The 12,908-nt window shown below is 61.0% G+C and carries 12 protein-coding genes; 5 read left to right on the forward strand and 7 right to left on the reverse strand.

The genetic code is table 11. The annotated features are described in order from the left end of the window. The first annotated feature begins 475 nt into the window (after positions 1-475). On the forward strand, positions 476-1,360 hold the full coding sequence (locus K7W03_RS04555; RefSeq protein ID WP_222885716.1) for a helix-turn-helix domain-containing protein: 885 nt from the start codon (positions 476-478) through the stop codon (positions 1,358-1,360). Positions 1,361-1,463: 103 nt separating this feature from the next. Here K7W03_RS04555 and K7W03_RS04560 read toward each other — a convergent pair whose 3' ends face one another. Beyond that, entirely contained in the window at positions 1,464-2,687 is a 1,224-nt protein-coding gene (locus K7W03_RS04560) for a cytochrome P450 (protein ID WP_066562938.1), read from the reverse strand. Positions 2,688-2,803: 116 nt separating this feature from the next. Here K7W03_RS04560 and K7W03_RS04565 point away from each other — a divergent pair, with 116 nt between their 5' ends. Further along, positions 2,804-3,169 (forward strand): hypothetical protein, encoded by a 366-nt coding sequence (locus tag K7W03_RS04565; RefSeq protein WP_066563889.1) that lies wholly within the window; start codon positions 2,804-2,806, stop codon positions 3,167-3,169. Positions 3,170-3,204: 35 nt separating this feature from the next. Here the strand turns inward: K7W03_RS04565 and K7W03_RS04570 are convergent, their stop codons facing one another. From K7W03_RS04570 to K7W03_RS04580, 3 genes are all read right to left on the reverse strand, one after another. After that, positions 3,205-4,005 carry an SDR family NAD(P)-dependent oxidoreductase gene (locus tag K7W03_RS04570; protein WP_102999876.1) on the reverse strand — a complete coding sequence of 267 codons (801 nt, stop codon included), beginning with the start codon at positions 4,003-4,005 and terminating at the stop codon, positions 3,205-3,207. A gap of 78 nt (positions 4,006-4,083) precedes the next feature. Beyond that, on the reverse strand, positions 4,084-6,477 hold the full coding sequence (locus tag K7W03_RS04575; RefSeq protein WP_102999875.1) for a TonB-dependent receptor: 2,394 nt from the start codon (positions 6,475-6,477) through the stop codon (positions 4,084-4,086). Positions 6,478-6,626: 149 nt separating this feature from the next. Further along, positions 6,627-7,505 carry an AraC family transcriptional regulator gene (locus K7W03_RS04580; RefSeq protein ID WP_102999874.1) on the reverse strand — a complete coding sequence of 293 codons (879 nt, stop codon included), beginning with the start codon at positions 7,503-7,505 and terminating at the stop codon, positions 6,627-6,629. 244 nt (positions 7,506-7,749) lie between these two features. Here K7W03_RS04580 and K7W03_RS04585 point away from each other — a divergent pair, with 244 nt between their 5' ends. Then, positions 7,750-9,039, forward strand: coding sequence for an MFS transporter (locus K7W03_RS04585; protein ID WP_226869698.1), 1,290 nt, complete (start codon positions 7,750-7,752; stop codon positions 9,037-9,039). 53 nt (positions 9,040-9,092) lie between these two features. Here K7W03_RS04585 and K7W03_RS04590 read toward each other — a convergent pair whose 3' ends face one another. From K7W03_RS04590 to K7W03_RS04600, 3 genes are all read right to left on the reverse strand, one after another. Further along, positions 9,093-9,488: a carboxymuconolactone decarboxylase family protein gene (locus tag K7W03_RS04590; protein ID WP_066562944.1), complete on the reverse strand. Its 396-nt coding sequence runs from the start codon at positions 9,486-9,488 to the stop codon at positions 9,093-9,095. Further along, a complete protein-coding gene (locus K7W03_RS04595) occupies positions 9,485-10,333 on the reverse strand; it encodes an NAD(P)-dependent oxidoreductase (RefSeq protein WP_102999873.1) in 849 nt (282 codons plus the stop codon). The genes K7W03_RS04590 and K7W03_RS04595 overlap by 4 nt, the downstream gene beginning before the upstream one ends. Positions 10,334-10,460: 127 nt before the next feature. Then, a complete protein-coding gene (locus tag K7W03_RS04600) occupies positions 10,461-11,900 on the reverse strand; it encodes a spinster family MFS transporter (RefSeq protein ID WP_226869699.1) in 1,440 nt (479 codons plus the stop codon). 33 nt (positions 11,901-11,933) lie between these two features. Between K7W03_RS04600 and K7W03_RS04605 the strand changes: the two genes are divergently transcribed. Further along, complete coding sequence (locus tag K7W03_RS04605; protein WP_222885717.1) at positions 11,934-12,206, forward strand: PRC-barrel domain-containing protein; 273 nt, start codon at positions 11,934-11,936, stop codon at positions 12,204-12,206. Positions 12,207-12,276: 70 nt separating this feature from the next. Then, a complete protein-coding gene (locus K7W03_RS04610; protein ID WP_102999871.1) occupies positions 12,277-12,906 on the forward strand; it encodes a TetR family transcriptional regulator in 630 nt (209 codons plus the stop codon). Positions 12,907-12,908 lie beyond the last annotated feature (2 nt).

Below are 12,908 nucleotides of genomic sequence, written 5' to 3' on the forward strand. Positions count from 1 at the left end.
TGCCTGCCCCGCTCGGGTGGGAGAAGCGGCCCGATCAATTCCCATTCTGCGTCGCTCAGGTCGCCGCGATCCATGCCTGCCCTTCGAAAAGCCAAGCTTGAATCAGAACTTCACCGAGTTGGGAATCCCTTTTGTCAACGCGACCTAATGTCCTCTTCGCGATGCTTTGGAGATTTTCCGACCAGTCGGCCATGAACGCAATGACGGTTTCGCGATGGGATGTCCGGTTTGCGCGATATGATTGCGAGTCGACGTGCTGCAGACAAGGCCCCATAATATCCGCTCATGACCGGGGTCAATGACCAGCATGGAAGGCAAGCTCTGAACGCAGGCGCGACACACAGGGATCGGTTACTGGTGCAGTCGCCCTTGCATGCTCCGCGTTCGAACCTGCCGGCTTTGTCATATCCTGCTTTGCGGCGCAAACAGGCGCGAATGAAAAGGGACGGAAGGTGCAATGGCAGGCGGGCGATCTATGATGCAGTCAACGGGCACCATCCTCCCATGCCAGCCGCTCACCGTATCCTACTTCCATGTCGAGAACAGCATCATCGCAAACGGCATTCGTGCCGATATCCGGCATTTTGCGTGGGAACGCAGCTGTGACGCCAGGTTCGAGCCGAACAGTCACTATCTCGACTATTCGCTCGGCCCGCGCGCGCGGGGCGCGCGTCTGCTGCCCGACGGCAAACGCCATGCGCCACCCTTTGGCGAGGTTTCCTACCTGCCAAAGGGGAGCCAGTTTGACGCGCGCTGCGAACCCAGCGAATATCGCATATTCTGTTTGACCTTCGAAAGCCTGACAGCCGATCAGCTCTTTCAGAATGAGGTAATGCCTTCGTCATTGCCCCCCTGTTTCGACGTCAAGGCGCCGTGGGTCCGTCAGGGCCTCGCCCGCCTCGCCCAGGAAGTGCGCAATCCCGGTTTCGCGCCCGACATCATGGTCGAAACCATTGCGTTGTCGCTGGTCATCGACCTGTCTCGTCACCTTCAGATCGCTCACAAATGCGATGACACCGCCGATCCACGAATGGCGGGCTGGCGCCTGCGCCGCCTTCAGGAGCGTATCGAGGCCGGACTGGCGGGGCCATTGTCGATCGTCGATCTGGCCGAAGAATGCGGCGTCAGTTCACGGCATCTGATGCGGACCTTCAAGAACACGGTCGGGAAGACCCTGGGCAGTTACATTGCCGATGCGCGGATTGCGCAGGCCAAGCGAGAACTGGTTCAGGATGGCGCCCTTATCAAGGTCGTCGCGGGCAATTGCGGTTTCCAAAGCGTCGCGGCCTTCAGTGCCGCCTTCCGCAAGGCGACCGGCCTCAGCCCCCGGGGTTTCCGGCACGAGATGCTGCGCGGCTGACGCTGGAGCGGTTATCCGATGCAATCAGATAACCGCTCCAGAACCAATTTGACCGGTCAGACCTCATGCGCCCACAGATCACAGTCCCGGGCCATGGGAATATTCAGTCCCATTGCAGGTGGAGATCCGGCACATGCAGAATATTGCCCACGAAATACGGCACTTTGAAGCCGTCCTTGATCCGAAATTCCGGCAAAGTCGTGACGAATTCCTCGACCGCGATTTGCAGTTCCAGCCGCGCGAGATGCATCCCCAGACATTTGTGAATACCGCTGCCCAGCGACATATGCGGCGCCTTACGGTCGAAGCGAATGGCCTGAGGATCATCGTAGAAGGCCGGATCGCGACCAACCACGGGTGAGCTGAAGGCCACATAATCCCCAGGCATAATCTTCTGCCCCTGAATTTCGATGACCTTCGTCGCGATGCGGAAGGCCGTGACCGGCGCGAAGGCGCGGAGGAATTCTTCGACCGCGAGGACGATCAGCGACGGATCAGCGCGCAGTTCGTTCTGCTTGTCCGGATGAGACGCCAGATAGTTGAAGATATTGCCGAGCAGCGACGTAACCGTGTCCAGTCCACCGATATACAGGTTGAAACAGTGCCCCAGCACCTCGTCATCATTCCACAGGCGGTCATCCACCTCAAAGGTCAGGACCTTGCTGATATAGTCATCGCGCGGCTGCTGGCGGCGGGCCTCAATCTCCTCCAGCAGATAGTCTTTCACACAGCGCACGGCGTTGCCGCGGACTTCCCAGTCATTGGAGTGGAGCATTTCCTTTTCCCATTTGAGGAATTGCGCCATTCTTTCCTGCGGCAGTCCAAGCAGATCGAGGACGATGAAGATAGGGAATTTCTCCGAAAATTCCTCGATGAAATCGCACTGACCCCGATCCTTGAAGGCATGGATCAAGGTCCGCGCACGCTCGCGCACCTGTTCCTTCATCGCGAACATCTTCTGCGGCGCGAAATGACTGTTCAGCGCCTTGCGGTAACCGGTGTGAATGGGCGGGTCGGCTTCGGTCGGAATGACCAGCCAGTTCTCGCCGATATTCTGCGCCCATTTGCCCATGCCGTTCTTGGTGAAATTGTCAGCGTCGCGCAGCATCGCCTGCACATCCTCGGCATTTTTGAGCAGCCAGCCGGGTTGGTCACCGGGAAAGATGTTGGTGACATAGGTGACCGGCGGCAGGTCCGCATGCATGGCCGGGATCAGCACCTCCTGCGGATTGTCGTAGATCACCTGCCGGGAAAAGAGCGGCAGCGCCATCGCCAGTTCGGGTGGCACATGATCCGGAAGGGGCTGTTGCGCAGGTTTGGTCATCATATTCTCCGAAGCAAAAAGAGATAATTTCCACCCTTGCCAAAGACAGGTGCGGTCCTGGTCATCCGATCGAGACTGGCGGCCATGCGGATGATCCGCAATGACAGGAGGCGATGCGCATGAGCGAGGTAGAAGTGCCGGATCTGGAACAGGCGATCCGCGACAATTACCGGCTGTGGAACGAGGGAAAGCGTGACGAACTCGACCGGCTTTTCCGGGCGCTGGGCCCCCAAGGCTTTACGATCGAATATGTCGGATCGCCTGCCGTCGACGGTAGCACCGCTATGGCGGAGATGTGGGCGGAATATGGCGGAAAATGCACGACCGAGCCGCTGGAGGTGATTGTCAACGGATCGGAGGGCGCGGCCTATGTAGCCAATCGCCTGCAAACCAAGGATGGCATTGTGACGCTGCCGAGCCTCGAAACCTACAAGGTCGCCGATGGCCGGCTGACGATCCGCTATTTTCATCGGACCGCTCATTAACCCCCTGAGAACCGAAGTGCAGGCGTTGGACACAGCTAGTCCTTCGCCTGCATGAAGGCCAGCAAATCGGCATAATGGGGCTGGTGGACAAGGCCGCCGCCAGAAATGGATATATTCTCACCCGTGATGTAGCGCGCCTCGTCCGAAGCAAGAAAGGCGACCAACGCGGCGATATCATCGGGCGTACCGAATTCGGGCGTCAATATATGCCGCTGAATAATCTCCTTCAGGCCCGGCACGGTTTTTTCGAGGGCTTCAGTCAGCACCACGCCCGGCGCGATGCTGTTGCAGCGGATATTCTGCCGCCCATGCTGGGTCGCCACATATTTGGTGAGGCCGATGATCGCCGCCTTGGACGAACCATAGGCAATGCGCGCAAGATCCCCGGCGGTGCCCGAATTGGACGCAGTATTGATGATCGAACCGCCACCACCGGCGACCATATGCGGGATCGCATATTTGCATCCCAGCAAATAGCCGGTGAGATTGACGTCGAGAATCTCGCGCCAGATCCCGATCGGAATGTCGACGGCGGTGGTGTCCTGCGGACTTTTGTCCGGATCGGTCATCGCCGCATTATTATGTAATATGTCGAGCCTCCCGAAATGGTCGACGGTGCGATCAACCATCGCCTTTACCGACTGCGGATCGGCGGCATCAAACTGAACCGCCAGCGCCTTGTCCCCCAACGGGGCGGTCGCACGGACGGCCGCCTCCTCGAACAGATCGGCGATCACGACGCGAGCCCCCTCCGCAACGAGGCGCCGCGCGACGGCGGCACCGATACCACCGCCGCCGCCGGTGACGATCGCCACCCTGTCTACCAACCTCATCATCTTTCAAGTTCCCCGGTCATGGGCTGGCGGGAAAAAGCCGTACTGGCCATAGCTTCTCCCGCCATCCGCTTTATCCGATCAGAATTTAAACGTCGTTTCCACGCCATAGGTGGCTGGCTGACCAACATAGGCGGCTGTGATGCCCAATGTCCGATAGAGATCGGGGAAACGCCGCAGCAGATACTTCTTGTTCGTGATGTTGCGACCATAGACGGCGATTTCGACATTGGGATTTTCAAGTTGGAAGGCGATACGTCCGTTGAAAATGCCATAGCCGGGCACACGACCAAAGCGGTTTTCCGTGTCATAGGCGGCCTTTGTCGCAGCCGACGCCTGATCCGCCGCCCTGACGGCATCGAAATGCTGAGCGCCGACATAGGAATAGGCGCCGGTGACAGCAAGCGTGCCCGCTCCCAATGGAATTTTCTGCGTGGCGCTGATATTGAGCTGCTTCTTGGGCAATTGCAGCAGCGGCAAACCACTCAGGTCGACGACGCAGCCATTGACGACCCCAGCGCCGTTCGTGCAGCCGCTGCCAGCCACCACCTGAATTTCGCTGAAGCTACCCTTCACATATTTACCGTTTTGCAGCGAACCGTTGACGCTGAGCGTCATGCCTTCCCACGGCACAGCCGTGATTTCATTTTCCATGCCCCAGATACGGACCTTGCCGTTATTCTGAATATATTGGGTGACGCCAATGCCGGTGACGAAGCTGTTGACGATCGCCTGATTGTCATCCTTCCACGTGTGGAAGACCGCGGTGTTGAAACGCAGCCGGCGGTCGAAGAGATCGACCTTGAGGCCGGCTTCGACGTCTTTCACCTTTTCGGGGGCGAAGGCGGGCAGCCCCCCTGCCCGCAGGTTCCAGCCACCGGCCTTGGCCGCGCCACGGGTCGCGAGATAGAGGAAGAGATTGTCGCTGGCCTGCCAGTCGAGACCCAGATTCCAGGCCGGATAATTGAACTTGGCATTCTGCGCCTGATTACAGGTGGTGGCCGTAACCGGTTCCGTCGGGGTCACCGTACAGTTGATGCCGGTCGGCGTCCCCGCCACGGCGACATTATAGGGTCGGCCATATATCTGCGCATTATGCAGCAGGCTGTCGCGGGTGTCCCAGGTATAGCGGAAACCGCCCACCGCGCGCAGCTTCGGCGTCAATTCATAATAGGCCTGGGCAAACAGGCCGAAGGTCTTGTTGGTGACATCGGCGTTCGAATCACGGATGAGTCCGCCGAAAATCTGCGACCGACTGAATTCGTAGCCGCTCTCCTTGCCCGCATAGGCGCCCGTGATGAAGCTCAGGCTGTCGGTGATATTGCCGGAAAGCTGAAATTCCTGAGAAATATAATAGGAACCAGACCCCGCGAACGTCGCCAGCAACGGGACAGCAGTGCCATCCGTGTCGTTCTGACCATAGTTCATCGAGTGGCGATAGCCGGTGATGGACTTGAAGTTCAGGCCGCCCAATTCAACATTCAGGGTGCCGGAAAAACCGTATACTTCGAGCGTATTAAATGGCCGCACGCCATAGAGTGCCTGCGCCTCTGGAGTCAGCGTACCGATGGTGGCCGGGATCGACGTGCCGGTCGTTGTATTGCCCCACCAGTTTTCCTTGGTCAGCAGGCCCGCGGTGAGCCCCGGCTGGAAGGCCGCAGGAACGATCGCCGGATTGAAGGCCCAGAGCGCGATCTGCTGACCATGGTTGGACTGGCGGTTCCAGTCGCCCGACAGGGTCAGATCCCAGCCATTGCCCTCATATTTGAGCTTGCCGCGAACGAACTTGCTGTTGTTGTCGGAAAAGTCGCGCTTGGTGAGAAGATTGTCGCCATAGCCGTCCCGGTCGTTGATCGCCCCGCTCAGACGAATCGCCAGGCCTTCCGCAAGCGGCACATTGATATTGGCCTGCGCGCCCAGCGTACTGTAATTGCCAAATTCTGCCTTGAATGCACCGCTGAGCTGGTCGTTCGGATCGTTGGTAACGATGTTGATGGCACCACCAGTCGTGTTGCGGCCGAACAAGGTACCCTGCGGTCCGCGCAGCACTTCCAGCCGCTTGACGTCCTGAATGTCGGTCATGCCCGTCGATGGACGGGGAATGTAGATACCGTCAATGTACGTGGCGACGGCAGGATCGTTGGCGAGGATCGGCTGGAGATTGCCCTGACCGCGAATGGCGACGAAGACGATACCGTCGCCGCCTGCCGAACCACGGCCGATGACAAGGCCCGGAGCGGTGCGCTGAAGATCGACGACGTTTTCGACCTTGGCGGTCGTCAGCGCTTCGGGCGTAAGCGCGGTGACAGCGATAGGCGTGGTCTGAAGACTTTCCTCGGTACGGCGCGCGGTGACCACGATATCCTGAATGCCTTCGCTGGCACCCGATTGCGGCTGCTGCGCATAGGCAGGCTGTCCCATTGCGGCAATCAGCGCGCCTGTGGCGATCGCACCTAAAGCAGCGGCCTTGCTCATTTTTTCCCTCCCCATCATTTTATCCGACTTCGATTTGTAAACGCAGAGTGCGTCTAGCTTGGAGATAATGCGCTCCATAGTGGTAGGCTCCTGTTTGACTGTGCGGCGACAGAATTTGGCCGCCGATCGATAGTTTCCTGTTTGCCGGGTCAATGGACCTGCGGCGGCTGGCAGCGGAAATCCTTAGGCGTCTGGCCCGTCGCGGCGCGAAAGGCAGCAGAAAAGGCCGAGGTGCTGCTAAAGCCGCAGCGCCAGCTGATTTCCTTGATCCGCGCGCCGTCGTTCCGCAGCAGTTCCTTGGCCAAAGCGATGCGGCTGCGCGCGACAAATTCACCCAGACTGACGCCGGTTCCGTCCCTGAACACGCGGGCGACATGGCGCACGCTCATGTTGCAGTCGCGCGCAATATCCGCGATGCCAAGGGGGCCGGACAGATTGTCCATCACATAGTCGATGATATTGCGTACCTGCCGCGCACCGCGTGATGTCGTGCTGCCCAATTCCCGTGGACACATGTGCCGGACGAGTTCGACTGCCAGCCCCATGAGCATCGATTCGACAAGAGTCTGGCTCGCGAAGCCGGGCGCCCGCAATTCCGCCGCCAGTCCGGCAAAAAGGCGGCGCATGGAAACATTCTGGACATCAGCGCAGGGGTCCACCCGCTTTAGCGGCTGCTCGCCGTCGAACAGTTCTTCCAGAAATTCGTCCCCCAGCGCGACACACACCAGATGCCGTTCCTGAAGCGCGGGTTCGCCGACATATTGGCGATGCGGCGGCATGTAGAGGATGTCACCCGAAGCGACACGCCGATCGGGTCGGCCCATGCTGACCATGCTGCGTCGCGGTTGACCGTCGAGCGAATAATCCAGATAATGTTTCTCAGGGCTGAAGACGCCACTGCTGGGCAAAACCCAATCGAAATGACGCAAATCCACACGAGCATCGCGAACGGTCGCCACCGCTTCGATGTAGAAATTCTTGACCCCGAACCTGTCCTGGCCGGTCCAATCGCTCTCCGGACGAAACATCGCCACCTCTGCCTGTTTCTCTTCTCTCTGTGCATCAGATAGGCGCAGCACCCACTTTTACTTCTATCTTCGGATAGGTGGTCAAGACACCCAAGGGCGGCACATCCATAAACCATACTCGACACAATCTGGCCGAGGGCGGCATGGGGAACATATGCTATGCGTTTCTCACGCACCTCAGCCTGATATCCAAAAACAGGAGGCGCTCAATGTCCATCGCACCGCTCTTGCAGCAGCGGGCGCCATGAGAGCGCTGCCGGAAAAACCCGCCGCCGTCAGCCATTATCCCTGGTATGTGCTGGGCATATTGACGCTGGCGCAGACCTGCCATGGCATCGATCGTGCCATCATCGGGCTGGTGCTGGCGCCGGTCGGGCATGAATTTGCCCTGTCGGATGGACAACTCGGGATATTGGCGGGCTTTGCCTATGGCATATTTTTCGCGCTCGCCGCCCTGCCCTTCGGCGTAGCGGTCGACAACTGGAACCGTCGCAACCTGATGGCTGCGGCACTCACGCTGTGGAGCGGCGCGACCGCTTTGTGCAGCCTGGCGACCGGATTCTGGACATTGCTTGTAGGCCGTGCCGCGGTAGGGACGGCCGAAGCGGGCGGTTCACCGACCGGCATGTCATTGCTGAGCGACTATTTCGGGGAGGACCGACGCGCAACCGCTATCGGCATCTGGTATCTGAGTTCGGGTATCGGCCTTGCCATCGCCTTCATTGTGGGCGGTGCGATCGTGCAGAACGCCGGATGGCGCTGGGCATTTGTGGCCGCCGGCGTACCGGGACTGGTGCTGGCGCCCCTGCTGCTGCTCACCGTCCGGGAACCTTTGCGCGGCGCGCATGACGGGCCGGCCCCGCTGCAAGGAGAGACGCTGAGGCTGGTGCAGCGTATCCGCCTGCTCGCGGCGCGACCGGGACTGCTTTACTGCATCTTCGCCATCGTCCTGATCGCGGCGGGGATTTACGGCATGAGCACATGGCTCACCACTTTCCTGATCCGGGTCCACGGCATGCCCATTGCGCGGGCGGGTTTCCTCATCGCCATTGCCTATGGCGGCCTCGGCTCCCTGGGCGGATTCCTCGCGGGCTGGGTAATCGACCTCATCAACCGGCGCCGTGGCGGCTTCGATCCGGCGCGCACATCCCTGTTTGGCGCGGTGATCCCCTTGCTGACGGCAGTGACCGGCGTCGGCACCGTGCTGTTCCGGGACCTTGATCTGATGCTGGCGCTGCTGATGGCCTGCGGTTTCCTCAGCGCTTCCTATAACGGCCCGATCTACGCCGTCATCGTGACCATCGCCGGGCCGCGCCTGCGGGGCCTTGCGGTATCTCTGGTGCAATTGGGGGCAAACCTGATCGGCGTGGGCGCCGGCACTTATCTGATCGGCGCCGTCAGTGACTTTGTCGGGGGGACGGCGGGTGTCGCCTGGGGGATCGGCACCGCCATGCTGTTCACCTTTGCCGGGGGATTATTGCTGCTGCTGGCGTCCCGCGCGATCCGCCGTGCCCACAATAGCGGCGAAGCATAAGAAAAGGGCGGCCTGGTTCTTCGACCAGACCGCCCTTTGTCATGCACGCCCTGTCATTTGGATGCGGCGTCGCGCTCCTTGCGCCGCGCCTTGGCGGCTTCGATCCCCCGGAACACGGTGGTCGTGTTGCCCGCCCCGGCATAGAACAGTATGAAGAGCGGCAGGAAGTCCAACTCCTCATCGGTGAATTCGTTATTGATGAGGGCGCCGTTCATCTGGATCTCGACCAGATCGGCGCGTCCCAGCATGGCGGTCGCGCCCAGCACCAGCAGGCGCTTCTCCCGCATCGAGAAGATATCGCTCGCCCACAGATTGGCGAACTGGTTGCCGACGATTTCCTGATTGAAGGAAGAGTCGCGATACGGACGGGTCATGTCCGACGATCCCGGTCCGTAGACCTTGTCGAACACTTCAAGTCCCTTCTGCCACTGCGCTTCGTCGATGCTCATGCCTTTTCTCCCATTACATTTTCAAGGCCGACGACCGCCTGATCGGTCCGGCGTGTCAGTTCGACCAAGGGCAACGCGATGCCATAGCTGCGCGCCAGATCGATGGCCGCATCCAGATCCTTGACCATCAGCCCGCGCGTATATTCGCGCACCGCCGCTTCCTGCTCGCTGGACGACGGATCGTCACGTACCGCCAGCATCAACGGTCCGCCCACGCTGTCGGAGCTGGCGTCGATCACTTGCGCAAGTTGGCGGACATCCACCCCGGCATTGCGACACAATACGGAGGCCTCATAGCCGGCGCGCAGGCAGCCAAAGACGATGACGTTGCGCGCGATCTTCGCCGCCATGCCCGCGCCGGGGCCGCCCATATGCGCCACCAGCTTGGCAAAGCCGTCCAGCACCGGGCGCACATTCGCAATGGTCTCATCCGTGCCGCCGACCAGGCAGACGAGGCCGTGTTCGCGGGATTTGGGGCCACCGGTCACGCCGCAATCGACCAGTTCCACGCCCGCCGCGTCGGTCAGGGCGCGAACGGCGTTCAGATCCTCGATCGAGACGGTCGCCACCAACACCACGACCATGCCCGGCCGCGCGCGCGACAAAACGCCGTCGGGGCCTGACAGTACGTCAATCGTCTGCTTTGCGTTGACGACGGCGATGATGACGACGTCGGCCTGCGCGGCCAGTTCCGCCGGACTGGCGACGACGGGCGGCACCCCTTCCAACGTGTCGGCAGCATCGGCACGAATGTCATAGACCGCCGCCAATTGATTTGTCCGCGCAAGGCATATGGCGACGCCCGCGCCGATCTGCCCCAACCCGATAACTCCTGCTCTTCCCATCCTCATTATCCTTTCCGCCGCCTGTACGCGGTCCTGTAATCGACAGGCCGGGAGGGTGGCATAGCCAAGACCGACGCGTCATCCCGTTCAGGGCCGCTTGGCCGAACCTCGACAGCTTTCCCGTCCTTCACGACGCATTTGCCTCCAGCGGTAGATTTTTTGCGGCGAGAAGATAGTGGAGAACCGCGATCAAAAGCACGGATGCGGATAGCTGCATGCTCAGTTGCAGACCGCTTGCCGCAGCCGAGAGACAGGCCGCCGGCGGTGGGCCCCTCCCCGCAGCGAGACAGTCGGCGGCATAATTCCCCTCGTAGAGAAACACGGCCAAACGATCGCTGAGATAGCCCAGCACCACCGATCCCAATCCCAGCCCGGCCACGGTCTGGCCGAAGGAGTGGAGCGCGGCGGCGGATGCCCGCATGCGCGGTTCGACCAGCGATTGTGTAATGGTCATGATGGCGGGGGTGAAGGCGTAGAGTAAGGTGGTGGCGACGAAGAGAAAGGCGACCAGCCATCGCCAGTCCGACTGATGAATCGCGAGCAGATAGAAGGGCAGCGCCAGCCCCACCGCGATCGCGGGCGCCCATCCGCCCCAGCGTATATCACGCCGGATCAGGCGTCCGATCAGATAGCCGCCGCTGACCTGCCCGACCATTGTCGCCAGACTGAACGAAAGCGCAAACACAAGACCTGCGTGGGCAAGCGGCAGATCGAAGCGGCGGACCAGCAAAGGGATCAGGAACAGGTTGGTCCCGAACCCGACCAGCCCTACAAAACCGCTGCCGAAGGTCAGGTGCAGGAAAGCGGGGGAATGGGCGAGCCGCCGCAACACCATGGCGAAGGGAGGCGTATCCACGCTTTGCCCCGCATCTTTCCGCTCGGGCTCGGGAATCGTCGCGATCAGCAGAAGCGCCAGCAGCAGACCGGGTGCGCCGACCGCCACGAGCGCGAGCCGCCAACCGAATGTCTGCGCGATCGCGCCACCAGCGATCGCCGCTATGGCGCCGCCCAGCGGTACCCCTATCGCTATCAGCGAAAAGACGACCGCGCGGCGACCAGCATCGAACCGGTCGGAAATCATCGAGACGAGCGCCGGTGTGAAGCCCGCTTCTCCGATGCCTACGCCCATGCGGCACAGCAAGAGCTGGACATAACTCCCCGCTGCGCCGGAGAGCGCTGTCATCAGCGACCACAGCATGGTTACCACGGCAATGATCCGCACCCGGCTGTAGCGTTCGGCCAGCCGCGCGAGCGGAATCCCCAGCACGGCATAGAAAAGCGAGAAAGCCAGCCCGCCGAGCATGCCGAGTTGAAGATCGCTCAGCCGCAGATCGTGGCGAATCGCCTCGCCGACCACGGCGATGATCGTGCGATCGATGAAGTTGAACATGTAGATCGCACCCAGAAGCAGCAGAAACCATTGGTCGCGTGCGCCTGACCCGCCCCTGCCCTTCATCGCCTCTCCGATTGCCATCCGGCTGCTTTTTTCATGCATGTAAGACAGATAGAACAGATTCTTTTCGATGTGTATTGGTTTTCTCTTGAAACCATCCTTGGACTGCGCCAACAGGTCGCCATCTTCGACAAAGGATTTCAGCATATGAATACCATCATCATCGCGCTCACGGCTCTGGGCCTGGCCGCGCCCGCCTTTGCCCAAGCGCCTGCGGTGGATCGCAACGAGGCGGTCTACTCCGCCGATGGAACCAAGATCGGCAAGGTCGATCGGGTGCTGACCGCCGGCGACGGCGCCGTGAGCGCGGTGCGGGTCATCTATCGCGGAAAGTTCATCACCATCCCCGCAACCACGCTGAGCGCGGGTGAGAAGGGCGTGACGACCAGTCTGTCGAATGCCGAGCTGAAGAAACTGTGATTCTTTGCCCCACGGTCTTACAGGACCGTGGGGCATGGACCCGTGCCGCGCCTCGGCTTAAAGCGAAGGCATGAGGGCAGACCAAAAACCGCTCGCACGGATCCCCCGGCGCGGCCGACCGCCACAATCCGAAGGGCCTGCGCTCGACCGCAGCCGGCTGGTCGCGACCTTGCTGGACATGGCCCGGTCGGGCGGAATCGAATCGCTCAATATCCGTCCGGTGGCGCAGCGTCTGGGCGTGTCGCCACGTCTGCTCTACCACCATGTCCGCGACAAGGAGGAGATGCTCGGCCTGCTGACCGACGAGATTCTGCGCGGCCGGATGCCCGACCTGTCGGCGCCGGACTGGGAAAGCCGCCTCCGCAGCATCGCCCGCGCGGTCCATCTGGCCTATCGCGATTTTCCGGGGTCCGCCGCCTTCATCCTGTCACGCAGCGCCAACCGGCTGGAGCAACCCAATGCGCTGGCGATCCGCCGCGCCATCTTCGAGGGGCTGGCCGAGGCAGGGCTGACACGGCCGCAAAGCGAAGAGATGCTGGTGATTTTCTCCGTCATCGTGCTGGGCAATGTCGTCGTGGCGGAAAGCCTGACCGACAATGACGAACGGCTGGCGATGCAGCGCGATGTGGTGGAAGCCGCCTTCACCCGCGCGACCGACATGCTGCTGACCGCGATCCGTGCCGTCGCGGGCACGGCCTGAGC

Source organism: Sphingobium sp. PNB, assembly GCF_019873065.1.
GTDB classification, from domain to species: domain Bacteria; phylum Pseudomonadota; class Alphaproteobacteria; order Sphingomonadales; family Sphingomonadaceae; genus Sphingobium; species Sphingobium fuliginis.